Source organism: Pedococcus sp. P2_D7, assembly GCF_056404295.1.
In genome coordinates, this window is the sequence record NZ_JBFUEH010000006.1 from 279789 (window position 1) to 303784 (window position 23996).

Below are 23996 nucleotides of genomic sequence, written 5' to 3' on the forward strand. Positions count from 1 at the left end.
TAGCGTCAGGGCATGACCCGGCTCGTCGACCCCCACGTCCGCTACCAGGCCGGCTACCTGGCCGCGTCGGACGAGTGGGCCCGGTCCGGGGAGCAGCGCGACGGTGATGGCGACCTCGAGCAGCCGGCCGAGCCGGGATACGCCGGCTACGCGTTCACCCGCGCGGGCCTGGCCGACCCCGCCGAGTTCGCCAGGTTCGTGGCGCAGCGGGTCGCAGCCCGCGACGAGGACACACCCCGCAGGTCGGCGTGGACGGCGTGCCACTTCTTCTGGGTCGTCGACGACGAGGACGACTACGTCGGCTCGCTGGCCCTGCGTCACGAGCTGACCCCGTTCCTGCTGCGCGAGGGCGGCCACATCGGCTACAGCATCCGCCCGTCCGCGCGACGGCGCGGCCACGCCACCGCGGCGTTGCGGCTGGCCCTCCCCGTGGCGCGGCAGGACCTCGGGCTCGACCGCGTCCTGGTGACCTGCCTCGAGTCCAACGAAGGGTCCCGTCGGGCCATCGAGTCCAACGGCGGCGTGTACGAGGACTCCCGCAACGGCACGCGGCGCTACTGGGTGCCGACCTGAGCTGGCCCCCACCGAGGTCCGGACGTGGCGTTTCGCCCCTTTTCGGGGTGTTGTCCCGATACCCTCTGCCGGGATCACCGGGGCCGAGCCCCGCTGACCCGCCACAATCGAAGCAGTCAAAGGGGAGTGTCATGCGTGACAAGCAGGTCGCACGAGTCGAGGACGCCATCGGGAGCACGCTGGGCGAGGGCGAGCAGATCCAGCTCGCCGTCCAGGCCATCATCACGGGGGTCCCGGCCGAGCAGGGGCGGATCGCCGGAGCAGCCCGGGAGCTGAACCAGCGGGTCAACGCCCGCGCCGCCGCCCGGTCCGAGGGCTTCGCGGTCCTGACGTCCGACCGCTTCCTGTGCCTCGGCAAGAACAAGGCGATGCGACCCACGTCCACCGTGACCGCGGCGATCTCGCGCCAGGACATCGACCGCGTGGACTACAAGCGCGGCGTCATGTCGACCCTCACCATCTGGTCGGTCGAGGGAGACGGGCTCGCCCTGACCTTCGGCCTGATGCTCCGCGGTCAGGCCGACGCGCTCAACGCCGCCCTCGCCGCCGCGCCCAAGACCGAGAACGCCTGAGACCGTCGTGCCGCGCTGATGTCGGACGTCGACCCGCACCCCGTCACCGGTGAGCGGTTCGAGTCGCCCGTGCCGCCGGGGAGCGGCTGGCCGGGCGACCCGGCATCGGCGGCCACCCCGATGGCCCGCACCGCCGCTCAGGTCGATGCGCTGGCCTGCACGGCACCCGACACCGCCGAGCTCGATGCACGGATCACCGTCTGCCGCGCGTGTCCGCGCCTCGTCGAGTGGCGCGAAACCGTTGCGACACAAGGGCGCCGGGCTGCCTTTGCCGACCAGCCCTACTGGGGCAGGCCGGGCCCGGGCTTCGGCGACCCCGAGGCGGAGGTGCTCGTGGTCGGGCTCGCGCCGGCCGCCAACGGCACCAACCGCACCGGCCGCATGTTCACCGGCGACCGCTCGGGTGACTGGCTGTATGCCGCGTTGCACCGTGCCGGGTACGCCAGCCAGCCGCAGTCCATCGCCAGCGGCGACGGACTGACGCTCCGAGGGATGCGGATCATCGCGGCGGTCCGCTGCGCGCCACCCGCCAACAAGCCCACGACCGTCGAGAAGGCCACCTGCGCGCACTGGCTCGACCGCGACCTCGAGCTCGCGGCACCACGGTTGCGGTCGATGCTGGCGCTCGGGTCGATCGCCTGGGACGCAGCCCTCGGCAGCGCGCGACGGCTCGGCTGGGACGTCCCGCGGCCCAAGCCCCGGTTCGGGCATGCAGCGGAGGCCGTGCTGACCACTCCTGAGGGACGCACGGTCCGGCTCGTCGGCAGCTACCACGTCAGCCAGCAGAACACCTTCACCGGCAAGCTCACCGAGGCGATGCTCGACACCGCTGTCGCGCGGCTGGGTCAGGACTGAGCGTGGTGCTGCTGGCCACTCCGCACGTGCGGTTCCACCGGTCCTTCCTCGCCGCGGCCGACGAGTTCCGGGCCGCCGGCCAGGAGGTGCACGACGGCATCGTGAACTGGCCGGCCGAAGGCGACTTCCCGGGGGTGGTCTTCACCCGCGAAGGCTTGGCGGACTCCGCGGAGTTCGCCCGCCTGGTCGCCAACCGGGTCGGCGACGCCGAGGAGAGCGGCCAGCGTCCGCCGGGCTGGACCCCTGCCACGCACTGGTGGATGGCGGACCCGCACCAGCCGGACGAGTTCGTCGGTGCGATCTCGCTGCGCCACAGCATCGACCACCCGATGCTCGCGAGCGTGGGAGGGCACATCGGCTACGGCGTTCGCCCCAGCGCCCGTCGCCGGGGTTTCGCCGGCGACGCGCTGCGGCAGGTCATCCCGCTGGCCGCCGCACGCGGCATACCGAGGTTGCTGGTGACCTGCGACCTCGACAACGTGGCGTCAGCACGAACCATCGAAGCGAACGGCGGGGAGTTCGAGGGGGAGCTGCGCGGCAAGCGGCGCTACTGGATCACCACCGGGGCCTGACCCGTCAGGACGAGAGACCCCGTCCCGCCGACACCGGCTCACCCGAGCGGCAGCTCGACCCGGAAGCAGGTGCCGCCCTCGGCCGCCGCTTCCTGCACCGCGACCGTGCCACCGAGCCCGTCGACGAGTGCCTTGACGAGGGCGAGCCCGAGACCGGTGCCGACGCGGCGCACCCCGCGATAGCGCTGGTAGAGCGCGGACCGCTCGAAGGCGACCGCCATGTCGTCAGCCGTCAGCCCCGGACCTCCGTCGCGCACCTCGAGCACGGCGCGGTCTCCCTCGGTCCGCAGCGCGATCACCAGCGGCGCCCCGGTCTCGGTCACCCGCAGGGCGTTCTCGGCCAGCCCGTCGATCACCTGGCGGACCCGCACCGGGTCGGTGCGGACCGGCACGGGACCAGTCGGGCGCTCGAGGACGAACCGGACGCCCTCGCGACGACAGCGCTCGTCCCACACCTCGGCGGCCTGGTCGACGACGTCGCGCAGGTCGAGTGGCACCGCGTCGAACCGGAAGTCGTCCGCCCCCAGCCTCGCGAGGTCGAGCAGGTCGGCCACGAGCCGCTCCAGCCGGGCCGACTCGGCCACGATCGTGCGACCTGCGGCGGGCACGGCGGCACCGGTGATGACACCGTCCTGCAGTCCCTCGGCGAACCCCTTGACCGCCCCCAGCGGCGTGCGCAGCTCGTGCGAGACCGACAGGAGGAACTCGCGCTGCCGGCGTTCGCTGTGTTCGAGGGCTTCGGCGAGCGCGTTCAGCGACTCCCCGGTCTCGGCGACCTCGGCAGGCCCCTCGGGCACCACGCGCACCGACCGTTCCCCCGACGCCATGCGGTGGGCCGCAGCCGCAGTGCTGCGCAGCGGGGCGGCCAGCCGCCGTGCGAAGAGGACCGACGCCAGGACCGCGAGCACCAGCCCGATCACCAGCGCCAGCAGCACGCGGTTGAGCAGCTGGAGGCTCTGGCCCGTGGCGAGGCTGCCCCGTTGGGCGAACACCACCGTCGCGCCGGTGGACAACGGCCGCACCTCCACGAGCACCTGCCGGCCGTCGATGCGCAGGGTGTGCGACCCGCTGAGCCTCCGCTGCGCCTGCGGCAGCTGGGTGTATGCCGCGCGGGCCAGCGCGTCTCCAGCCAGCCGCCCGCCGGGGCCTTCCCAGGCGACAGGGGTGTCCTGCTGGCGGACGACCCGCAGGGCGGGTGCGATGTCGACGGGGCGACTCGCCTCGAGGACAGCACTCACCAGATCGGCCTTGCTGCGCAATGCTTTTCGCGCCTCGTCCTGCGCTGCCCCGCGGACCAGGCCGACCGTCACCAGACCGGCCACGACGACGGCGATGGTGACGACGACCGCCATCAGGGCGGTGGTGCGCCGCTCCAGCGAGCCCCTGCCGGTCACGGTCGCTCGACGCTGTAGCCGACGCCGCGCACGGTGCGGATCGGGCTGTCGTCACCGAGCTTGGCGCGCAGCTGGGCGATGTGGACGTCGACCGTGCGGGTCGGGTCATCGGCCGGGTAGTCCCACACCGCCATCAGCAGCTCGCCCCGTGTGTAGACCCGGCCGGGCCTGGCCATGAGGTGGGCGAGCAGGTCGAACTCCGTTGTCGTCAAAGGCAACGGGCGATCATTGAGTCGCCCACGCCGGGTGTCGGTCTCGAGGACCAGCGGGCCGACCGCGAGCGACCGCGGGCGCTCGCCCGCCGACTGCGCAGCGCGCTGTTGTCGGCGCAGCAGGGCGCGCACGCGGGAGGCGAGCTCTCGCGGCGAGTAGGGCTTGGTGACGTAGTCGTCCGCGCCGAGCTCGAGGCCGATGATCCGGTCGACCTCGTCGTCCCGGGCGGTCACGAAGATGACCGGTGTCCAGTCGTCGCCGGCCCGCATGCGGCGGCAGACCTCGATCCCGTCGACACTGCCGGGCAGGCCGATGTCGAGCAGCACCAGGTCGTGGTCGCGGCGCTCCAGCGCGGCGAGCGCCGCGTCGGAGTCGCCCACGACGTCCACGCGGTGCCCGTCGCGCTCCAGGTAGAGGCGGGCGAGCTCGGCGAGGGCAGGCTCGTCCTCGACGAGGAGCACGCGTGAGGTCCCCGGGGTCGCACCCGACGAGGCTGTGGTCATGGCGCAACCGTCGCCGACGCGAGGGTGCGACGGCAAGCAGCCCCGCGGCATACCGGGCAATCGGTGCCCGGTCGTGGCCGAACCCGAACACTCCCCGAACACTGCGGTCACGCCGCTCGCACATCGGCAGGCCATGGTCGGCCCCATGGACACACGAACCCTCCTCATCCGCTGCGCAGCGCTGCTCACCGTGGGCGCCGCGCTCATCCATGTCGGGGTCAGCGCCGACCACTTCCAGGAGTGGTGGGCCGCGGGCCTGTTCTTCCTCGTCTCGGCTGCTGCCCAGCTCGGGTGGGCGCTGTGGTGCTGGTCGCGCGCGTCGTCCCGACGCGTCCTCCTGGCGGGGGCCGGGGGCTCGGTGGCGCTGGTGCTGGTCTGGGCGGTGTCGCGCACCAGCGGCCTGCCGTTCGGGCCCGGAGCCGGCGTCGCCGAGCCAGTGGGCGTCGCGGACACCGTCTGCGTCGCACTGGAGGTGCTCAGCGCGGGGCTGGCTGCCGTCGCCGCCACCGCCTGGGCACCGGCCCGCCTCACGACTCCGTCGACACCGCGCAGGGCGGCCGCACTCACGGGCGCCGTCGCCGCCCTCACGCTGGTCGCGAGCGGCGCGGCGATCGCAGCGCCGGGCCACGACCACGGCGACACGGACGCCGCGAGCGCCGCCCACGACCACTCCGACGTGCCGAACCTGCCCGACACCGCGTCGGCCACGCCGGCCCAGACGGCGGCCGCCAAGGACCTCCTGGCGAGGACCATCGCGGCGACGACGGCCTACCGGGACCCAGCCGCCGCGACCAAGGCCGGGTTCGACGTGCAAGCTGCCTGGAACCGCAAGCAGAAGAAGCTCGCCGCCCTCGGCAAGGAGGCCCGCGACAAGGGCGCCGTGCACGTGCCCAACCCCGCCAACCGCACCGACGGCAAGGTCCTCGACCCGAGCGCCCCGGAAACCCTCATCTACCGTCGCAACGCGGACGGGAAGTTCACCCTCGTCGGGGTGATGTTCACGGCGGAAAAGAAGGCTCCGCCGACGAGCTACCAGCCCTACGTCCGCTGGCACACCCACGAGGCCTGCACCGGCGGCGGTCTGGCGAAGCTCAAGCCGGTCAACGGCGCCTGCGCCGCCGGGACGACGCTGCGGACGTCCGGGGCGATGACCCACCTGTGGTTCGTCGACTCCGCGCAGCTGGCCCAGGCCTACGCGGTGAAGCCTCCGCTCAAGGCCATGGTCGCCTACCAGAAGTCGCTCTCCTAGACGGCTGCTCGTCCGCCTCGTCCTGCCTCCCGGCCTCGTCCGGGAGGCAGGACGTAGGGTCGGAGCATGGCTTCTGACGCGACCCCCGCCGACGCTTCTGCCCGCGCCCTCGTCGTCCCCCGCACCGGCGACTCCTCGGTCCTCGAGGTCCGCAACGTGGAGGTGGCACCCCCTGGAGCGGGCGAGGTACAGGTCGAGGTCGCGGCTGTCGGCGTCAACTTCGTCGACGTCTACCAGCGTCAGGGTGTCTACCCCCTCTCGACGCCGTTCGTGTCCTGCTCCGAGGGCGCCGGCACCGTCCTGGCCGTCGGGTCCGGTGTCAGCGAGGTCGCCGTCGGCGACCGGGTCGCGTGGGGTTCCGGCCTCGGCGCGGGCGCCTCCGTGGCCAACCGGGCGGCCGACAGCCTCGTGCCGGTGCCCGACGGCGTCGAGCTCGACGTCGCGGCGGCGGCGATGCTGCAGGGCATGACCGCGCACTACCTCGTCAACTCCACGTATGCCGTGGGGCCGGGCACCACGGCGCTGGTCCACGCGGCGGCGGGCGGGGTCGGCCAGCTGCTCGTCCAGATGGTCAAGGCCAAGGGCGGTCGGGTGATCGCGACGGCGGGTTCGCCCGACAAGCTCGAGATCGCCCGCGGGCTCGGCGCTGACGCCGTGATCAACTACCGCGAGGCCGACGACCTGGCCGGCCAGGTGCGCGAGGCCAACGGCGGGGCCGGCGTCGATGTCGCGTACGACGGTGTCGGCAAGGCGACCTTCGACGCGTCGCTGTCGTCGCTCCGGCCGCGCGGGATGCTGGTGCTGTTCGGGGCTGCGAGCGGACAGGTGCCGCCCTTCGACATCCAGCGGCTCAACGCCGCCGGGTCGCTGTTCCTCACCCGCCCCACCCTCGGCAGCTACACCGCGACCCGAGAGGAGCTGCTCGAGCGCGGCACCTCGGTGCTGGCCGACATCGCGGCCGGACGGCTCCTCGTCGAGGTCGGCGGCCGCTACCCGCTCGCTGACGCGGCCGCGGCATACGACGACCTCGAAGCCCGGCGGACCACCGGCAAGCTGCTGCTCGTTCCCTGACACCGGCACGCTGTCACCCGCTCAGGGCAGGATGGTGATGTGACGACGGAGCCGACCGAGCGCGCCGAACCCGTGGCCCGGCCGTGGGTGCTGCACGTCGACATGGACCAGTTCATCGCCGCTGTCGAGATCCTGCGCCACCCCGAGCTGGCCGGGGTGCCCCTCGTCGTCGGTGGCCGCGGCGACCCGACCGAGCGCGCCGTGGTGTCGACGGCGTCCTACGAGGCGCGGGAGTTCGGGATCCGTTCCGGTATGCCGCTCAAGGTGGCCGTGCGGCGCTGCCCGGAGGCGGTCTTCCTCCCGGTCGACGGGCCGGCCTACGAGGAGGCGTCCGCACGCGTGATGGAGACGCTCCGCGGGATGCCGGGTGCGGTCGTCGAGGTGCTCGGCTGGGACGAGGCGTTCGTGGGCGTCACGACCGACGACCCGGTCGCCTACGCCCAGGCGATCCGGGCGGCCGTGCTGGAGGCGACCGACCTGCCCTGCTCGGTGGGGGTGGGCGACACCAAGGTGCGCGCCAAGATCGCCACCGACTTCGGCAAGCCCCGTGGGGTCTACGTCCTCACCCGGGACAACTGGTTCGAGGTGATGGGCGCCCGGCCGACGATCGCCCTGTGGGGCGTGGGGTCGAAGATCTCGCAACGGCTGGCCGCCCACGGTTACGAGACGGTGCGCGACCTGGCCGAGGCCGACGAGGCGACCCTGGTGGCGGAGTTCGGCCCGTCGATGGGCCCGCACTACGGCCGGCTCGGGCGGGGCGTGAGCTCGGCGACGGTCGACGACACCCCGTGGATCGCGCGGGCGCACGGTCGGGAGACCACCTACCAGACCAACCTCGTCGAGCCTGCCGAGGTCGCTGACGCGGTGCGCCTGCTCGCAGCCCAGGTGGTCGAGGACATCCGCCGCGAGGGGCGGGCCTGCCAGCGGGTGTTCCTCAAGGTGCGGTTCGCGCCGTTCTTCACCACGAACCGGGTGCGCAAGCTGGCCGAGCCCACCTTCGACGCCGAGGTCATCGCCCAGACCGCGCTCGACCTGCTCGCGGCCCTCGACGACGACCGGCCGATCCGGCTGCTGGGCGTGCGGGCCGAGATGGTGCCGCCCGCAGGTGGCTACGTCGACCCCCGCACGACCGGACGCGGTGGTCCCAGCGCCCGGGCCGCCGGCACCGGTGGCGGCACCGACGACGTCACCCCGTAGCCCCACGTCAGAGGAGGCGTCGCCCCATCGCCCAGGCGGTCAGCTCGTGACGGGACGACAGCTGGAGCTTGCGCAGCACCGACGACACGTGGGTCTCGACGGTCTTGACCGAGATGAACAGCTCCTTGGCGACTTCCTTATACTGGTAGCCGCGGGCGATCAGCCGCATCACCTCGCGCTCGCGGGCCGAGAGCCGGTCGAGCTCCTCGTCGACCTGGGCGACCTCACCGGCGGCGGCGCCGAACGCGTCGAGGACGAACCCGGCCAGGCGCGGGGAGAACACCGCGTCGCCGTCGGCCACCCGCTGGATGGCCCGCGTCAGGTCGGTGGCGCTGATGGTCTTGGTGACGTAGCCCCGGGCGCCGGCGCGGATGACGGCGATGACGTCCTCCGCCGCGTCCGAGACCGACAGCGCCAGGAACCGCACCGGCTGGCCGTCTGCGGTCTCCAGGCCCTTGCAGCCGTGGATGACGTCGATGCCACCGTTCCCGTTGCCCCCGGGCAGGTGGACGTCGAGCAGCACGACCGGCGGCTTGACCTGCCGGATCACGGCGATCGCCGCGTCGACGTCGGGTGCCTCACCGACGATCGTCACCGCCTGCCCGAGCTCGGCCCTGACCCCCGACCGGAACATGCGGTGGTCGTCGACGAGGACGACCTCGACGGGCTTCTTCTCAGGCGTGTTCACGGGTTTCCTCCACTGCAGGCTGGACGTTCGTCGGCTGGTCGGTGTCAGGCACGGGTTGAGCCGGGCGCAGGTCGGGGGGCAGGGTGAGGCTGACCTCGGTGCCGTGCTCGAGCCGACGGACCTTGGCAGCACCGCCGTGGCGCTCCATCCGGCCCAGGATCGACTGGCGGACGCCGAGCCGGTCCTCCGGGATCTCGCCGACCTCGAAGCCCGGACCGTGGTCGCGCACGAAGGCCTCGACCCCCGACGGGCCGACCTCGAGGTAGAGCGACACCGGCGGGGCGCCGTGGCGGACGGCGTTGAGCAGGGACTCCCGCACGGCCCGCACGAGGGCCTGTCCACCGTCGTCGAGCGGACGGTCACCCGTCGACACCACCTCGATGGGGGTGCCGTGCAGGTCCTCGACCTCGTGCGCCGCCTCGACCACCGCGGTGGCGAGCGACGCGTCGGAGTCGGCGGGGCCGGCATACAGCCACGAGCGCAGCTCGCGCTCCTGGGCGCGGGCCAGCTGGGTCACGGCACCCGCGTCGCCGGCCTTGCGCTGGATCAGGGCCAGCGTCTGCAGCACCGAGTCGTGCAGGTGGGCGGCGATGTCGGCGCGCTCGGTCGCCCTGGCCAGCTCGGCCTGCTCGTGACGCAGGTCCGACCAGAAGCGCAGCGCCCACGGGGCGGCGATCAGGGCGACGCCCGCGAGGACGGCGAGCACGGCAGCGCCGATGTCCCAGATCGCGGCGAGCGACCGACCGCGGGTGGCCATGATGACCAGGCCCGTGAGCGCCAGCACGCCACCGAAGGCAAGGCGCGCCACGCTGAATCGCCTTGTGCCTGTTTCGGATCCGAGCCAGCGACCACGTTGGGAGTCGTCGAGCTGAGACCACGCGAGGACCGCGCCGGCAGCCACGACTAGGAGGGGCACGAGGATGCCGAGGCGCGCGTTCAGCCCGGCGTTCTGGGCGACGACGACGAGCCCGATGCCGAGCATCAGCCCACCGACCAGCAGCACCCGGGTCGCGTCGCGCTCGCCGGCGCCGGTGACCGGCTCGGCCATGACCCCGGCCTTGGCCACGGCGTCGGGATCGGCCGGGTCGACCGCGCGACGACCCCGACCGACCACCCCGCCGCGCGACTGCGGCGTGAGCGCCCAGAGGAAGACGTAGGCGACCAGGCCCGCACCGGTGGGGATCGAGATCAGCACGAACGCCAACCGGATCCACCGCACCGGCCAGCCCAGGTGGTGGGCCAGCCCGATCGCGACCCCCGCGATGACCTTGCCCTCGGCGGGGCGGGTCAGCTGCGGACGCGCGGCGCGGCGTTCTGCGGCCCTCGCCTCCGCTGGGGGGACGGGCCGCTCGTAGGGAGTCGGCATGACCTCATCCTGACGCACGAACGCGTGGATACCGAACGTATTCAGGGTGGACTCGGCACCCTTCAGGGTCGGTTCAGGGTCGACCCTCATGGCAGCGACCTCCCGCCACGGACACCATGGATGACATGACGCAGAACCCTGGGCCGACCGCAGGCCCGACCAACCAGACCAACGCCGACGGCCACGTCAACGGGCTCGACCGCTTCTTCGGCTGGATCCGCTCCGTGGACCTGCGCCGCGACGGCGACGACAAGTGGCTCGCAGGCGTGTGCTCCGGCATCGCCACCCGCCTGGGTGTCGACCCGATCGTGATCCGCGCGGTCCTGGTGCTCCTGGTCGTGCTCGGCGGCGTCGGCATCACCGTCTACCTCATCGCGTGGGCGTTCCTGCCCAACAACCGCGAGGAGATCATCGCCGAGAAGGCGCTGCGCGACGGTGACGTGCTCGGCATCATCCTGCTCGTCGTGATCGGGCTGTCGCTCATCGGCGCCAACGGCCTGACGGGCGACGCGTCCGGGATCGGCTGGATCTGGTGGGTGGTCGTCCCCGTCGGCCTCGTGGTGTGGCTGGTCACGCGCAACCGCGACGGTCGCAAGGCCCGGGCCGGCCAGAGCGCCTACGGTCCCCCGCCGGCCTCGTACGCGTCGCCGTACGCCCCACCCGCTCCCTACGCCGCCGCACCAGCTCCGTATGCCGCGCAGCCCGGTGTCACCGCACCCGCCGCCTCGCCCGCCCACCCCGGACAGACGAGCCCCGTTCCCGAGTCCACCGACTCCCCGACGCAGGAGTATGCCGCCGTGTCCACCACCACGTACGCCCCCGCCCCCGGAGCCACAGCTCCCGTGGCCACACCCCCGGGCGGGGTCTACGGCCCGCCACCCACCCCGGTCGCGCCTCGGCCCAGGCCCCCGAAGGTCCCCCGTCGCCGCAGCGGAGGCTTCGTCGCCACCCTGCTCGTCGGCGGCCTGGCCCTGGCGGCCTATGGCGCGACGCTCTCGATCCACGACGCGGCCAACTGGCCGGGCAGTGACGAGACGGTGGCGCTGGCCGCGGCCCTCGGCGTCCTCGGCCTCGGCACCCTCGTGCTCGGCCTGCTCGGTCGGCGCGCCGGGTTCACCGGCTTCCTGGCGATCGTGCTGGCCCTGGTCACCTGGACCGCGTCCGTCGTGCCCGACGTGACCTTCGGCGGAGGGATCGGCGAGCGCACCTGGCGTCCGTCCTCCACCGACACCACCGAGCGCTACCGGCTCAGCATCGGGTCGGCCGAGCTGGACCTCGCCAACGCCCCCGACAACCCGGGCACGGCCCGGGAGATCGAGGCCCGCGTCGGGATCGGTGAGCTCAGGATCTACATCCCGGAGAACCTCACGGTCGAGGTGCGCAGCTCGGTCGGCGCCGGCGACATCTCGCGGATCGGCACGGCCGACCTCGGCCCCGTCGCCCCGTTCGGGGTCGACGGTGACGGCGACCCGATCCAGCTCGACGGCCGCGACGGCCGCAACATCAGCACGGTCGAGACCTTCGGCACCGGCACGCCCGACGTCGTCGTCGACGCCCACGTCGGCCTCGGCCAGATCCTGATCGGCAAGGAGTGAGTCCCATGACCAACCCCGACGCACCCCGCAACGACGACGAGCGCAACGACCCGCAGGACGACACGACGTTCGCCACCACGGCGGACGACACCGCCGACGACACGACCGCCGACGACACGAAACAGTTGGAGCAGACCGTGCACAGCGACACCACGGAGCAGTTCGACCGGACCGAGCAGCTCGACACCACCGACTCGAACCGCGCTATCGGGGTCGAGGAGCCCGCCACCACTCCGGTCCTGCCGGAGCGCCCGAGCGGACCGCACGCCCCGGCCATCGTGCTGGGACTGGTCTGCCTGGCCGTGGCCGGGATCATCCTGGCCCAGGAGCTGGGCCAGCTCACCGTCGACTGGGGCAACGTCGGCCCCCTCGGCATCATCCTCACCGGCGCCGTGCTGGTGCTCTTCGGCCTGGTCGGCCTGCTCACCTCGCGCCGCACCAGCAAGACCAGCTGACCCGCGCCGGTCGTCACTGGCTCGGAGCCGCTCAGGCTCCGAGCCAGCGTCGCATGTGCGGGGCGAAGGACCGGCTGAGGTGGTACCGCTCCAGCTCGTCGCGAGCCACCCAACGCACGGCGGCGGTGGAGCCGCCCACGTCGTGGACGACCGGCTCGGACGGCTCAGGGCACCACGCGGCATACACGATCCGGACGGCGTGGAAGTCCTCGAGGCGACCGCTGGGCGCCCGCCCGATCCAGTGCGAGGTGTGCGCCTCGAGCAGGCGGACCGACTCGACCAGCTGACCGCTCTCCTCCCAGACCTCGCGGTGCAAGCCGGCCACCGGTTCCTCACCCGGGTCCAGCCCACCACCGGGAAGGGTCCACCGACCGGGGGCGGAGGTCAGCTCGGACAGCTCGGTGAGCAGCACGCCGCGTGCGCTCGTGACGACGCCGTATGCCGCGGTGCGCTGGTAGGGGCTCGCCTCCTCCCCGGGTGCGAGCACGAGACCGGGGTCGGTGGGCACCGGTGCCTGCGCCGTCACGACCGCGGACGCCGGCGCCACGGTGTAGTGCAGGACCAAGGAGCCGTCCTCGGCGCGGTGCGCGTCGCCGAGGTGCGGACGCGACCACCCGAGCCGGGCCAGCTCGCGCACAGGGTCGGCGCCGTGGGCGAGGACGAACTCGGCCACCCGCCGCCCGGGGGCTGCGTCAGCACGCACGACGATCGGATCGCCTTGTGGTTCAAGGGAATTCTGGGGGCCAACGGATTCGGTCACGACGCGCCCGCTCTGCGGTACTCGTCCTCCGCCAACGCCGCGACCGAGGGCCAGTCCTGGGCGGGACCGACGTCGCGGTTGTGCCCGGCGATGGCCAGCCGCAGCGGGGGGTCGGTGAGGAGTCGAGCCAGCCCCTGCGCGAGCGCCTCGTCGTCCGCGCCGAGGAGGCCGTTGACGCCGTCGACGACGAAGTCCCCCACCCCGGTGTCGAGCCGGGCGACGACCGGCAGTCCGGCCGTGCGAGCCTCCAGTGCGGCGATCCCGAACGCCTCGAGCCGGGCAGGAGTGAGGTAGATGTCGCTGTCCCAGTAGCGCTCCCGCAGCGCGTCGCGCCCGACGCGTCCCGGGAGCGACACCCAGTCGGTCATGTCGTGCCGCTCGGCGAACCGCTCGAGCCTGCTCCGCTCCGGGCCCTCCCCGAACACCGTGAGCCGCATCGGCCGGTCGCCACCGGAGAGGTCGCGCGCCCGCGCGGCGACCTCCAGCACCGCCAGGGGGCGTTTGCGGGCGGCGAAGCGCATGGCGGCCACGACCTCGACCGGGGCGCGCTGCTCCCGTGCCGCTCGCGGCGGCGGTCGCCAGAGCGCGGTGTCGATGCCGTTGGGGAAGACCCGCACCTCGGTGCCGCGCCCGACGACCGACTGCACCGAGGTCGCCGCCACCCCGGACACGGCCGACAGCGCAGCGCCCCGGGCACCCCACCGACGCGCGTGGCCGAGCGCTCGGAAGACGGGCTGCGAGCGCTCCATGAGGCAGTGCCAGGTGATCGCCGTGGGCAGCCCGAGCCCGAGGGCGACGCCCGCCAGGTCGGTGGCGAAGGGACTCACGACGCCCATGTGCACGTGCGCCACGTCGAACCCACCGGCCGTGAGCCGTCGCCGCACCTCGGGCGGCGCGAACGGGTTGACGGGCAGCTGCCACGGGAGCTGGATGGCCATCCGGTGGACCGGGACTCCGTCGACGTCCTCGACGAAACCGTGCCGCTCCCCCCGCTCCCCGAGCGTGGCGGTGAAGACCTCGACCTCGTGGCCGCGCGCCTGCAGCTGGGCCGCGAGGTCATGCGTCTGGACCTCGATCCCGCCCAGCCTGGGCAGGTAACAGTCCGTCAGCAGGGCCACCTTCACAGGCAAGAGCCTGCCATGCGACAGGATGGCCGGTGATGACCCACACGCTCGTGGCCTTCCACGCCCACCCCGATGACGAGGCCCTGCTGACCTCGGGCACGCTGGCGCGTGCGGCCGCCGAGGGCCATCGCGTGGTCGTGGTGGTGGCCACCGACGGCGCCCTCGGGCTCGCCTCCGACGCCTTCGCGGCCGACGGCGGGCTCGGCGCGCGCCGGCTCGAGGAGCTGCGGCGCTCGGCCTCGGCCCTGGGCGTGGACCGCGTCGTCTACCTCGGCTACGCCGACAGCGGCCTGGGCCCCGAGCTCTTCCCCGACCCCCCGGACCGCCTCCGCTTCGTGCGCGCCCCTCTCGACGAGGCGGCCGAGCGGCTGGCCGAGGTCCTGCGAGAAGAGGGCGCCGACGTCCTGCTCAGCTACGACCGCAACGGCGGCTACGGACACCGCGACCACGTCCGCGTACACGAGGTCGGTGCGCGGGCGGCATACCTCGCGGGGACGCCGCGCGTGCTGGAGGCAACGGTCCCGCGCGACACCATCGCGCGCGCCGTGGACCTGGCCGCGAAGGTCTACCGCTTCCCGCCCGAGTTCGACCGCGAGGCGTTCAGCCGGGCGTTCAGCGCGCGGTCCGAGATCACCCACCGCATCGACGTGCGTCGGTATGCCGCCGCGAAGCGGGCTTCCATGCGCGCGCACGCCTCCCAGGCGAGTGCGGAGGACGGGGCCGACCGCACGCTCGCGGCGTTCCTGAGGATCCCCAGGCCGCTCTACGACCTGGTGTTCGGGCGCGAGTGGTTCGTGGACCGCGCGCGTCCGGCGGGCCTTCAGGTCTCGCACGACGTCTTCGAGGGGTTGTCGTGAGCACCATCGAGGCCACCGACGGCCCCGCGGACGGTCCCGGCACCCGCCCGCCGCGCTCTCGAGTGCGGACCGTCGTGCAGGGGGTCTTGGGGCTCGGCCTGGCGGCCTTCCTGCTGGGCTGGGGTGTGCCGCACTTCGCCAAGACCTCGTGGTCGAAGATCTGGGACGTCCTCACCCAGGTCCCCACCGGCACAGCGGTGCTGCTGCTCGGCGGGGTCGTCGTGGGGCTCTACTGCTACACGTTCACCCTCACCGGGTCGATGAAGGGGCTGCGGCACTGGCAGGCGCTGATCGTCAACGTCGCGGGGTCGTCGGTGGGCAACCTCCTGCCCGGTGGTGGGGCCGCCGGGCTGGCCGCGACCTACACGATCTGCCGCTCGTGGGGTTTCTCGCGGCGCGACATCTCGACCTCGGCGATCGTCACCGGCGTCTGGAACGTCCTGGCCCGGATCGCCCTCCCGGTCCTGGCCATCCTCGGGCTGCTCGCCGGCAACGACCAGGACGTCCCCACCAAGCTGGAGGACCTCGCTGTCGCGGGGGCGATCAGCGGGTCGGTCATCCTCATCGTCTTCGTCTCCATCCTCGCGTCGGAGCGGGCTGCCGTGGCGATCGGTCAGGGCATCGACAAGGTCATCGGGCGCCTGTGGAAGCGACGCAGCATGGGCGTGCGCAGCCTCGTCGTCGACCTGCGCGCCCGCATCAACGACGTCGTCCGCACCGGCTGGCTCAGCATGACCTTGGGACTGCTCGGCTTCTTCGGGGTCTACTACCTGCTCTTCCTGCTCTGTGCGCACACCACCGGAGTCGACCTGCCCTACGGCCAGCTGTTCGCGGCCTACGCGATCGGCCGGCTGCTCACCGCGGTCGGGGTGACCCCCGGCGGACTGGGCGTCACCGAGGCCGCGACGACCGTGGCGCTGGTCGGGTGGGGTGCCGCTAGCGCCGAGGCCGCCGCTACCGTCGTGTTGTTCTCCCTCTTCACGCACTTCATGGAGATCCCCCTCGGCGCACTCGGCTGGCTGGCGTGGTCGATGAGCCCCAAGAAGGCGCCGGTCGAGCAGACCGCGGCGCCGGTAGAGGAGCCCCTCGATGGCTGACCCGGAGGACGTCGAACGGGAGAAGGCCGAGCGTGCCGAGCGCGCGGCATACCACGTCGACGCGGACCGCAAGCGGCGCGAACGTGAGTCGGCCAAGGCCCAGGTGCTCGTCGACGCGTTCGTGGCGAGCGCCCGCGAGGCGGGCTTTCCCACCGAGGAGCTGACCGCCAAGCCGTGGTCCGGGAGCGGGCGCTACCGCACCGGGGTGCAGGGCTGGTACCTGCGGCGAGACCTCTCGATCGGCGTGGGGACCGACGGCGGCTACTACGTGCTCGTCACCGCACCGCAACGACTCGGGCGCTGGCGCACTGTGGCGCTCGAGCCGAGCCCTCCCCCGCTCCAGGTCGGCGCCGGCGCCCGGGACGGCGAGTCGATCGCGCTCGACGGCCTGCTGAAGCTCCGGCTCGACGCCGGCCCCACCTTCACCTGAGGCCTTCGGCTGTCAGACCCTCCTGCCATGATTGGCACAGCACTCCGAAGAGGGTGCTCGCAGGGGATCGAGAGACGTCGGGGGGCGTGCGATGACAGCAGCGTTGGTGGCCGACCGGCGAGCTGTGCCGTCTGCCTTGACCACCCACGACCTGCGCGAGGTCCTGGCGCGCCTGCCCTTCCTCGACACCGCCGTGGACGACGCGGAGCGCATCGACCAGATCGGCCTGTTGGAGTCGATCAAGGCTGCCGCGGCGGGCGCCCAGGCGCGGGTGACAGCGGCGTTCGCCGCGGCCCAGCGCGAGTCGCAGGCGGTCTCGGGCCTGCCGGCTCGCGAGCGCGGCAGAGGCATCGGGGCGCAGGTTGCGTTGGCGCGCAAGGACTCTCCGGCTCGTGGCTCCCGGCACCTCGGCCTTGCCGAGGCCTTGGTCCGCGAGCTTCCGCACACCATGAGGCACCTCGAGGCGGGATCGGTCAGCGAGTGGCGGGCCACCATCGTCTGCCGCGAGACCGCGTGCCTGAGTCCCGCGGACCGCGCCACCGTCGACGCGGCCCTTGCCGCCGACCTGCCGCGTCTCGGCGACCGTCAGGTCGAGGCCAGGGCCAAGGCGCTCGCGTGTCAGCTCGACGCGGCGGCGATGGCCGAGCGGGCCGGCCGGGCACACCGCGAGCGTCGCGTCAGCCTGCGCCCGGCTCCAGACACGATGACCCACCTCACCGCACTGCTGCCCGTCGCCCAGGGCGTCGCGGTCCTCGCCGCGTTGGAGCGGGCCGCCGGATCCGCCCGAGCCGAGGGTGACGCACGCGGTCGTGGCCAAGTGATGGCCGACACCCTCGTCGAACGCGTCACGGGCCAGGCGACTGCGGCCGCGGTCCCCATCGAGGTCCAGCTGGTGATGCCTGCCTCAGCCGGCAACGAGCCGGCTCTGCTGGGCGGGCACGTGCTGCCGGCGCAGACGGCACGCGACCTCGTGTCCCACGCCAGGCGCGACGGTGCCCGCGTGACGATGCGCAGGGCCCTCGCCACCGCCGACGGGGCCGACCTGGAGCGCATCTCGCCACGCCCAGAGCCCTTTCCGGACCGTGGTGCCGGCGCCGGCCTCGTCGGCCAGCTGGGCTGGCCGAGTGCGCCCGACCTCCCGGGCACCGCCGTCAGCGCACCAGGTCGACGGTTCACGGGCCCGATGCGGCGCTTCATCCTGCTGCGGGACCAGACCTGCCGTACGCCCTGGTGCGACGCGCCTATCAGGCACATCGACCACGTCATCGCCAGCCGCGCCGACGGTGCCACGACCACGGCCAACGGGCAGGGCCTCTGCGAGGCCTGCAACTACGCCAAGGAGGCGCCCGGCTGGCGGGCTCGAACGGTCCGGGCCGGACCCGGGCACACGGTGCGCACGACAACACCCACCGGTCACTGTTACGACTCGTCGGCTCCACCCGTGCTGCCTTCGCGGGTCCGTGCGGGGCCCACCTCCAGCGCGCTGGAGAGTCGCTACGCGGCGCTGCTGCTCAGCGCCTGACGAGGCGGCGGACCTGGCGCGAACGGGCCTCGTCGGCGATGGCGTCGTCCTGGGGGGCGGGCTCGAACGGCCTACCGGTGGCCTGCTCTGCCGCGAGCCCGATCAGCGCGTCGGCGAGGCGGGGGTTGGCCGGCAGGATCGGGCCGTGCAGGTAGGACCCGAAGACGTTGCCCGTGCGGGCGCCCTCCGTGCCGTCGGTGCCGTTGTTGCCGAATCCCGACCGCACCCGCCCGAACGGCGCCTGCCCGTCACCGAGCGTGGTCGAGCCGGAGTGGTTCTCGTAGCCCACGACGTCGCCGAAGTCGGTCGAGAGCACCACCGGCCCGATCATCCGCTTGGCGTTGCCCTGGGTGGTCACATCGAGGATGCCAAGACCCGGCAGCCGCTTGCCGTCGACGGTGATGAACGCGTTGCCGAGCAGCTGGTACATCCCGCAGATCATCAGCATCGGCGTGCCGCCGTCAGCCAGGGCGCGCAGCCGGTCGGCGATCTGCTCGAGGTCGGCCTCGACCCGCACCTGGCCGGAGTCCTGGCCGCCGCCGCCGACGACGAGGTGGGCCTGCTCGGGGAACTCACCGCCGGGGTGGTGCTGGTGGACGACGGGGCTGTAGCCGTGGCGGCGGATCCGGGCCGCGAGGGTGCGGGTGTTGCCGAGGTCCCCGTAGATGCTCATCTCACGCGGGTAGAGGTGCACCACGTGGATGACCCCCTTGCCGGCGCGGTCGGCGTCAGGGACGACCGCCGATCCTGCGGGCTCGCCGGGGATCGCGACGTCGGGTATGCCGCCGGGCTGGCTCATGACGCCTCCTCGCCGATGTCGGGCAGGTCGTAGCGGGCGGCGAGCGTGCGTCGCAGCGCCATCATCGCGGTGTAGGTGCAGAAGATCCGCTTGGGCTCGTCGGGGTGCTGGGCGAGGAAGGCGTCGAGGGCCTGGTCGAGGTCGGGCTGCACCCCCGCCACCGGGACGTCGTCGTACTGGAGCCGCAGCGCCATGTCGTAGCCCCGGACCCCACTCGTCGTCGTGACGCCGCGCTCGCGCAGGGAGTCGAAGCTGACGTCGTAGAGCCACGACACGTCTCGCCCGTCCGCGTAGTTGTCGTTGAGGGCGATCATCGTGGCGACGGGGGTCGTGCCGTAGGTGCCGAGGGCCACCGTGAACCCGGCGGGGTTCTTGACGAGAACGAGCTCCAGCGGCTGGCCGTCGACCATGACCACCTCGCCGCGCCCGAACGGCGGCGTCACGGCCCGTAGGGCGCTCGCCGCTGCGGTCGGGTCGAACGCGTCACCGAGCAGCATCCGGGCCGTGGCAGTCGCCGCGGTGGCGTTGATCATCGCGGCCAGCCCGCGCTGTTGGAGCTCCAACGGGCCGACCGTGCCGGAGCCCGCGCCACCGTCGCCGTCACCGTCGCCGTCGCCGTCGCCGCCACCGCCACCGAACAGCACCTCGAAGGTGCGCTCGTCGCTGGGCTTGAGCAGGCCGTCCTGGGGTCCTGCGACCGGCGCGACGAAGTCGTCGTCAAACCGCACGTCCTGCTCCTGGAGCTCAGGCAGCCGGTCGGCGATCGACGCGTCGACACCGAAGTAGCGGACCTCCACGCCAGCGCCGACCCGGTCGCGGATCCGGGAGACGAAGGAGTCGTCGAGGTTGAGCACCACGCCCGTCGTCGCCTGCTCGGCGAGCGAGGCGAGCAGCTGGGCGGTGTGGTCGATCTCGGCGAACCGGTCGAGCTGGTCGCGGGCGACGTTGAGCAGCAGGGCGTGCGTGGGCCGCACCGCTGCGGCGAACTTGAGCGCGTGCGCCTCATCGAGCTCGAGCACCGCCAGGTCGGCCGTGAGGCGACCGCGCAGGGGCAGCTCGCCCAGCATCGACGAGATCACCCCGCGGGTGAAGTTGGAGCCGGTCGGGTTGGTGAAGACCGTCCGTCCGTGCGCCCGCAGCACCGCCACCAGCATCTTCGTGGTCGTGGTCTTGCCGTTCGTGCCCGTGACGACCACGATCCCGCCCGGCACATCGGCCAGGGCGTGGGCGAGGAACCCGGGATCCACGCGCTCGGCGACCAGACCGGGGAGCGCGGAGCCGCCCCCGCGCAGCCGCGAGGCAGCCCTCGCCGCCTTGCCTGCGACCACCGCCGCCGTCGTCCTGAGCACGCCCCAAACCCTAGTGCGTGCAGCCGCACCGACCCGGCACCGGGCAGGGCCGCCGCCACGCGGCATACGATCCACACATGTCGTCCGTGCCCTCGCCGTTCACGCCCGACGAGACCTGGCTGGCGGGTGAGCGCCAGCGGCTGTGGAGCTTCGCGCGCGGGTCGGTGCACCCGGCGGGCGGCTTCGCGTGGCTCGACGACCACGGCACGCCAGACCTCGACCGGCCGGTGCACGCCTGGCTCACCTGCCGGATGACCCATGTCGCCGCGCTCGAGGTGCTGCAGGGCAACACCGAGGCCCAGGCGGCGCTCGACCATGGGGTTCGCGCGCTGCGCGAGGTGCTGCGCGACACCGAGCACGGCGGCTGGTTCAGCGCCGTCGACCCAGCGACGCACGAGCCGGTCTCGGGCTCCAAGGAGTGCTACGCCCACGCCTTCGTGCTGCTGGCCGCGGCGAGCGCCACGGCCGCGGGGCACCCGGACGGCCAGGCGCTGCTCGACGACGCCCGCGACGTCTTCGCGACGCACTTCTGGAGCGAGACCGACGGACTGGCCGTCGAGAGCTGGGACCGTGAGTGGCGCACCCCGGAGGACTACCGGGGCGCCAACGCCAACATGCACACGGTCGAGGCGCTGCTGGCCGTCCACGAGGTGACCGGTGACCCCGTGCCGCGAGGCCAGGCCGCCCGGATCGTCGAGCACGTCGTGCACGGGTTCGCGCGCGCCAACGACTGGCGGCTCCCCGAGCACTTCACCGCCGACTGGCTGCCGCTGCCCGACTACAACCGCGACCACCCGGCCGACCAGTTCCGGCCCTACGGCGTCACCATCGGCCACCTGCTCGAGTGGTCGCGCCTGGCGCTGCACCTGCGCACCGCCCTCGGGGTCGCCGCTCCCCCGTGGCTGCTCGACGACGCGGTGTCACTGTTCGACACCGCGGTCGGCATCGGGTGGCACGCCGACGGCGAGGACGGGTTCGTCTACACCACCGACTTCGACGCGCAGCCGGTCGTGCGCAACCGCCTGCACTGGGTGCTCGCCGAGGGGATCGGCGCGGCCTGGGCCCTGGGGCGTGCCGTGGATGACCCGTCCTACGACGACTGGTATGCCGCGTGGTGGGGTCAGGCGGAGCGGTACTTCATCGACCGCGAGGCCGGCTCCTGGCGGCACGAGCTGGACCCGTCGAACCGACCCGCAGCGACGGTCTGGTCCGGCAAGCCAGACGTCTACCACGCCTACCAGGCCGCGCTGCTGCCGTCGCTGGAGCCCGCCGCGTCCTTCGCCGGCGCCCTCGCCCGTCGCTAGCCCGCCCCAGCGCCTGGGTGGGCGTGGCGCGCGAGTCGCCTAGAGCTGCAGGATCCGTGCGCTGATCTCGTATGCCGCGGCGACGCTCCTCGGGTCGTGCACCTCACCGGGGTCGGCCAGCACCGCCTGCGGACGCCGACGCACGGCTGCGCTGGGGTCGCCGGACACGAGGTCGTCACACAGGCCCGCGACGACCAGGTGGGCGTCGTGGTCGTCCAGGCCTTCGAGGGCAAGGCCGTTGTACAGCAGGGTCGCCGCCTCCTCGAACACCTCCCGCGCCATGTCGAGGTCGACCTCCGGGCGCTCCGCTGCCACCCGTTCGGCGGTGGCGAGCAGCTGGTCGTAGGGCGGGTTGAACGCAGGGGTGGTCATGCGCCGAGGGTCCAACGCCGATCGCCCGCAGGCAAGCGAATATGCGCCGACCGCGTCCGATTGCCCCGATTTGGATCATCGATCACCGCAGATGTTCTAGGCGGAGTCACCGTGCCGGTGGAGGCGGTCTGCGGCTGGCCGGTTCTAGCGTCGAGTGACGCCCTGCGCTGGGCAGGGTGGTCGTCCGTCTATGAAGGAGCACCATGCGCCTCACTCGTCTGGTCATCGTCCCGGCGGCAGCCGGTGCGCTCGTACTTCTCGGCATGTCCGCCGCAAGTGCCGGTGAGATCACCGGCAACGGCAAGCCACCTGGCGGCGAGGGCCTCGGGTCGGCCCACGCCAACTCCATCTGTGCCTTCTCCGGACTGGAGGACGGCGACGGCGCCGGCTTCCCCGGACCCGGCGGAGCACCGCCCCAGAACTGGGGTCACGTCCAGCAGGTCGAGCGTGCCAACGGCGCCACCGTGCAGGACCTGAAGGCGTCCGGCTTCCAGCCCGGCGACTCCTGCAACGGTCACACCGGCTTCCTGGCCGGCGGCGGCGGGGAGCCGTAAACCCGAGACGGACGTAAACCTGGACAGACGTAGACCTGGACTCCGGCGCCTCCGCCTCGTTCGTCAGAGCGAGGCGGAGGCCTATCCCTCCTTGTTCGCCTTGACCGCCGTCGACGGTTCACCGGCTGGCGGACCCTCCGCTGGAGCTGTCAGGCCGGGACGGACAGTCCTTGCAGGAAGGCCTGCCAGCCGGGCTGCTCTCGCTGCACGTAGCCGGCCGCGTCCGCGGAGAACAGGTAGGCGCGCACGCCCGCAGTCGAGGTCCCTTCGCCCGCACCGTGCGCGAAGGCGGTGAGCATCCCCGGCACGGGTCCGGTGAGCCGGACCAGCGTCTGCCGCTGGCCGACGCGCTCGACCGTGCCGGTGGTTCCCCGCACCTCGACGGCCGACCCCTCGGCGCCCAGCCCGAGCGCCTCGCGCAGGGTCGACCAGACCGACTCTGCATCACCGGGGTGGGAGGCGCTGACCTCGAGCTGGGTGGCCTCCTGTCCGGGGAAGTGCGAGAGGTAGAGGCGCAGGTTGTCGAAGAACGGCATCCAGCTCGTGCCCATGTCGTCCCAGAACTCCGCCTCCCAGTCGGCGCCGGTCCCGAAGCCGCTGCTGGTGACCCGCACGACGCAGGTGCCACCCGACTGCGCCTCGACGAGGAACTCCGAGGTCAGCGGGCTCAGGGCATCGGGGTCCTGCCCCATGAGGGCGGCCCAGTCCTCTTCGTAGACGATGCGGCGCGGCGGGTCCCACTCGGTGACGTGGCCGTCGGAGCCCATCTCGGGACCCATCTCGAAGTGCAGGGCGCCTCCCTCGCGCTCCTCCAGCTCGGTCGGCAGGAACCAGGCGCTCATGCCCTTCGCCGTGGCGATGGCCTGCCAGACCTGCTCCGGGGTGCCTGGCACCTCGACGCTGAACTCCAGGCGGTACGGGACGTTCGGGGTGGTGCTCATCAGCTCTCCTCGGGAAGTGGGTGGGCGGCGACGACGAGCCGGTGCGGACGCCCGTCGTCATGGTGGTAGCGGGCGGCCAGGTCGAGCACCGCGGCGGTCAGGTCGTCGGCGAACGCGGCGCGGTCGGCGGCCGACCGGAAACCGATCTGCGTGTCGATCGTGAGGGTGGGCAGGCGCTTGCCGGTGGCGCCCGCGCGGCGGGACAGCGCGCCGACCTCACGCACCAGCCGACCGGCCAACGCGACGAGGTATGCCGCCGAGAGGTGGTCGTCGTTGGCGTCGGGGTCAGCCGCTGACGCGGACACGGCAGCCGGCGACACGACATACGAGGCTGCGGAAGCCTGCAACACGCGCTCGGTGATGCCCCCGTGGTGGCGCTCCTCGGACAGCGTCACCAAGCCGTGCCCTTCGAGGGCCTTGAGGTGGTAGTTGACCTTCTGGCGGGTGATGCCGACCTTCGCGGCGAGGCCGGCGGCGGAGGCCGGGGTGGCCAGCTCGCCGAGCAGCCGGGCCCGGACCGGGTCCAGCGCGGCCGCGGCTGCATCCGCGCTCTCGATGACTTCGACGTCGTGCATGGTGTCGAT

26 protein-coding genes are annotated in these 23996 nt (G+C 72.9%); 15 read left to right on the forward strand and 11 right to left on the reverse strand.

Annotated features, from left to right (window positions below):
• Positions 1 to 12: 12 nt before the first annotated feature.
• The 4 genes from AC1DWJ_RS16310 to AC1DWJ_RS16325 all read left to right on the forward strand — a co-directional run bounded on the left by AC1DWJ_RS16310 (position 13) and on the right by AC1DWJ_RS16325 (position 2572).
• Complete coding sequence (locus tag AC1DWJ_RS16310) at positions 13 to 573, forward strand: GNAT family N-acetyltransferase (RefSeq protein ID WP_477621354.1); 561 nt, start codon at positions 13 to 15, stop codon at positions 571 to 573.
• Between the two features lie 131 nt (positions 574 to 704).
• Entirely contained in the window at positions 705 to 1145 is a 441-nt protein-coding gene (locus AC1DWJ_RS16315; RefSeq protein ID WP_477621355.1) for a hypothetical protein, read from the forward strand.
• Between the two features lie 18 nt (positions 1146 to 1163).
• Positions 1164 to 2000, forward strand: coding sequence for a uracil-DNA glycosylase (locus AC1DWJ_RS16320; protein ID WP_457252682.1), 837 nt, complete (start codon positions 1164 to 1166; stop codon positions 1998 to 2000).
• 2 nt (positions 2001 to 2002) lie between these two features.
• Positions 2003 to 2572 carry a GNAT family N-acetyltransferase gene (locus tag AC1DWJ_RS16325; RefSeq protein WP_477621356.1) on the forward strand — a complete coding sequence of 190 codons (570 nt, stop codon included), beginning with the start codon at positions 2003 to 2005 and terminating at the stop codon, positions 2570 to 2572.
• Between the two features lie 38 nt (positions 2573 to 2610).
• On the opposite strand, the gene AC1DWJ_RS16330 is transcribed toward AC1DWJ_RS16325, so the two are convergent.
• Both AC1DWJ_RS16330 and AC1DWJ_RS16335 read right to left on the reverse strand, forming a co-directional pair.
• Positions 2611 to 3966 carry a HAMP domain-containing sensor histidine kinase gene (locus AC1DWJ_RS16330; protein ID WP_477621357.1) on the reverse strand — a complete coding sequence of 452 codons (1356 nt, stop codon included), beginning with the start codon at positions 3964 to 3966 and terminating at the stop codon, positions 2611 to 2613.
• On the reverse strand, positions 3963 to 4682 hold the full coding sequence (locus AC1DWJ_RS16335; RefSeq protein WP_457252685.1) for a response regulator: 720 nt from the start codon (positions 4680 to 4682) through the stop codon (positions 3963 to 3965). Before AC1DWJ_RS16335 ends, AC1DWJ_RS16330 begins: the two co-directional genes overlap by 4 nt.
• A gap of 145 nt (positions 4683 to 4827) precedes the next feature.
• Here AC1DWJ_RS16335 and AC1DWJ_RS16340 point away from each other — a divergent pair, with 145 nt between their 5' ends.
• The 3 genes from AC1DWJ_RS16340 to AC1DWJ_RS16350 all read left to right on the forward strand — a co-directional run bounded on the left by AC1DWJ_RS16340 (position 4828) and on the right by AC1DWJ_RS16350 (position 8199).
• Positions 4828 to 5931 (forward strand): hypothetical protein, encoded by a 1104-nt coding sequence (locus AC1DWJ_RS16340; protein WP_477621358.1) that lies wholly within the window; start codon positions 4828 to 4830, stop codon positions 5929 to 5931.
• A gap of 66 nt (positions 5932 to 5997) precedes the next feature.
• The gene (locus tag AC1DWJ_RS16345) at positions 5998 to 7002 is read left to right on the forward strand and encodes a quinone oxidoreductase family protein (RefSeq protein WP_477621359.1); all 1005 of its coding nucleotides are present in this window, start codon (positions 5998 to 6000) and stop codon (positions 7000 to 7002) included.
• A gap of 102 nt (positions 7003 to 7104) precedes the next feature.
• Positions 7105 to 8199 (forward strand): DNA polymerase IV, encoded by a 1095-nt coding sequence (locus AC1DWJ_RS16350; protein WP_477621399.1) that lies wholly within the window; start codon positions 7105 to 7107, stop codon positions 8197 to 8199.
• A gap of 7 nt (positions 8200 to 8206) precedes the next feature.
• Here AC1DWJ_RS16350 and AC1DWJ_RS16355 read toward each other — a convergent pair whose 3' ends face one another.
• On the reverse strand, positions 8207 to 8887 hold the full coding sequence (locus AC1DWJ_RS16355; protein WP_457252688.1) for a LuxR C-terminal-related transcriptional regulator: 681 nt from the start codon (positions 8885 to 8887) through the stop codon (positions 8207 to 8209).
• Complete coding sequence (locus AC1DWJ_RS16360) at positions 8874 to 10253, reverse strand: ATP-binding protein (protein ID WP_477621360.1); 1380 nt, start codon at positions 10251 to 10253, stop codon at positions 8874 to 8876. The genes AC1DWJ_RS16355 and AC1DWJ_RS16360 overlap by 14 nt, the downstream gene beginning before the upstream one ends.
• Before the next feature lie 125 nt (positions 10254 to 10378).
• Between AC1DWJ_RS16360 and AC1DWJ_RS16365 the strand changes: the two genes are divergently transcribed.
• Positions 10379 to 11848, forward strand: a complete 1470-nt coding sequence (locus tag AC1DWJ_RS16365) for a PspC domain-containing protein (RefSeq protein ID WP_477621361.1) — start codon at positions 10379 to 10381, stop codon at positions 11846 to 11848.
• 5 nt (positions 11849 to 11853) lie between these two features.
• Complete coding sequence (locus AC1DWJ_RS16370; protein ID WP_477621362.1) at positions 11854 to 12303, forward strand: hypothetical protein; 450 nt, start codon at positions 11854 to 11856, stop codon at positions 12301 to 12303.
• A 31-nt stretch (positions 12304 to 12334) separates the two neighbouring features.
• Here AC1DWJ_RS16370 and AC1DWJ_RS16375 read toward each other — a convergent pair whose 3' ends face one another.
• Together AC1DWJ_RS16375 and AC1DWJ_RS16380 are read right to left on the reverse strand one after the other, a co-directional pair.
• Entirely contained in the window at positions 12335 to 13006 is a 672-nt protein-coding gene (locus AC1DWJ_RS16375; protein ID WP_477621363.1) for an NUDIX hydrolase, read from the reverse strand.
• A 53-nt stretch (positions 13007 to 13059) separates the two neighbouring features.
• Positions 13060 to 14181, reverse strand: coding sequence for a glycosyltransferase family 4 protein (locus AC1DWJ_RS16380; RefSeq protein ID WP_477621364.1), 1122 nt, complete (start codon positions 14179 to 14181; stop codon positions 13060 to 13062).
• Between the two features lie 41 nt (positions 14182 to 14222).
• Here AC1DWJ_RS16380 and AC1DWJ_RS16385 point away from each other — a divergent pair, with 41 nt between their 5' ends.
• The 4 genes from AC1DWJ_RS16385 (at position 14223) to AC1DWJ_RS16400 (ending at position 18093) form a co-directional block, all read left to right on the forward strand.
• Positions 14223 to 15044 (forward strand): PIG-L deacetylase family protein, encoded by an 822-nt coding sequence (locus AC1DWJ_RS16385; protein WP_477621365.1) that lies wholly within the window; start codon positions 14223 to 14225, stop codon positions 15042 to 15044.
• Positions 15041 to 16141 carry a lysylphosphatidylglycerol synthase transmembrane domain-containing protein gene (locus AC1DWJ_RS16390; RefSeq protein ID WP_457252695.1) on the forward strand — a complete coding sequence of 367 codons (1101 nt, stop codon included), beginning with the start codon at positions 15041 to 15043 and terminating at the stop codon, positions 16139 to 16141. The genes AC1DWJ_RS16385 and AC1DWJ_RS16390 overlap by 4 nt, the downstream gene beginning before the upstream one ends.
• A complete protein-coding gene (locus tag AC1DWJ_RS16395; protein ID WP_477621366.1) occupies positions 16134 to 16571 on the forward strand; it encodes a hypothetical protein in 438 nt (145 codons plus the stop codon). Before AC1DWJ_RS16390 ends, AC1DWJ_RS16395 begins: the two co-directional genes overlap by 8 nt.
• Positions 16572 to 16707: 136 nt before the next feature.
• Positions 16708 to 18093 carry an HNH endonuclease gene (locus tag AC1DWJ_RS16400; protein WP_477621367.1) on the forward strand — a complete coding sequence of 462 codons (1386 nt, stop codon included), beginning with the start codon at positions 16708 to 16710 and terminating at the stop codon, positions 18091 to 18093.
• Here the strand turns inward: AC1DWJ_RS16400 and AC1DWJ_RS16405 are convergent.
• Complete coding sequence (locus tag AC1DWJ_RS16405; protein ID WP_457252698.1) at positions 18083 to 18892, reverse strand: type 1 glutamine amidotransferase; 810 nt, start codon at positions 18890 to 18892, stop codon at positions 18083 to 18085. The two genes, AC1DWJ_RS16400 and AC1DWJ_RS16405, sit on opposite strands and share 11 nt — an antisense overlap.
• Complete coding sequence (locus tag AC1DWJ_RS16410; protein ID WP_477621368.1) at positions 18889 to 20241, reverse strand: DUF1727 domain-containing protein; 1353 nt, start codon at positions 20239 to 20241, stop codon at positions 18889 to 18891. Before AC1DWJ_RS16410 ends, AC1DWJ_RS16405 begins: the two co-directional genes overlap by 4 nt.
• A gap of 77 nt (positions 20242 to 20318) precedes the next feature.
• Here AC1DWJ_RS16410 and AC1DWJ_RS16415 point away from each other — a divergent pair, with 77 nt between their 5' ends.
• Entirely contained in the window at positions 20319 to 21545 is a 1227-nt protein-coding gene (locus AC1DWJ_RS16415) for an AGE family epimerase/isomerase (RefSeq protein ID WP_477621369.1), read from the forward strand.
• 39 nt (positions 21546 to 21584) lie between these two features.
• Here the strand turns inward: AC1DWJ_RS16415 and AC1DWJ_RS16420 are convergent, their stop codons facing one another.
• A complete protein-coding gene (locus tag AC1DWJ_RS16420; protein ID WP_477621370.1) occupies positions 21585 to 21917 on the reverse strand; it encodes a hypothetical protein in 333 nt (110 codons plus the stop codon).
• A 203-nt stretch (positions 21918 to 22120) separates the two neighbouring features.
• Here AC1DWJ_RS16420 and AC1DWJ_RS16425 point away from each other — a divergent pair, with 203 nt between their 5' ends.
• Positions 22121 to 22471 carry a hypothetical protein gene (locus AC1DWJ_RS16425; protein WP_457252702.1) on the forward strand — a complete coding sequence of 117 codons (351 nt, stop codon included), beginning with the start codon at positions 22121 to 22123 and terminating at the stop codon, positions 22469 to 22471.
• Between the two features lie 149 nt (positions 22472 to 22620).
• Here AC1DWJ_RS16425 and AC1DWJ_RS16430 read toward each other — a convergent pair whose 3' ends face one another.
• Both AC1DWJ_RS16430 and AC1DWJ_RS16435 read right to left on the reverse strand, forming a co-directional pair.
• Positions 22621 to 23412, reverse strand: a complete 792-nt coding sequence (locus AC1DWJ_RS16430; RefSeq protein WP_477621371.1) for an SRPBCC family protein — start codon at positions 23410 to 23412, stop codon at positions 22621 to 22623.
• Positions 23412 to 23987, reverse strand: a complete 576-nt coding sequence (locus AC1DWJ_RS16435) for an ArsR/SmtB family transcription factor (RefSeq protein WP_477621372.1) — start codon at positions 23985 to 23987, stop codon at positions 23412 to 23414. The genes AC1DWJ_RS16430 and AC1DWJ_RS16435 overlap by 1 nt, the downstream gene beginning before the upstream one ends.
• Between the last annotated feature and the right edge of the window lie 9 nt (positions 23988 to 23996).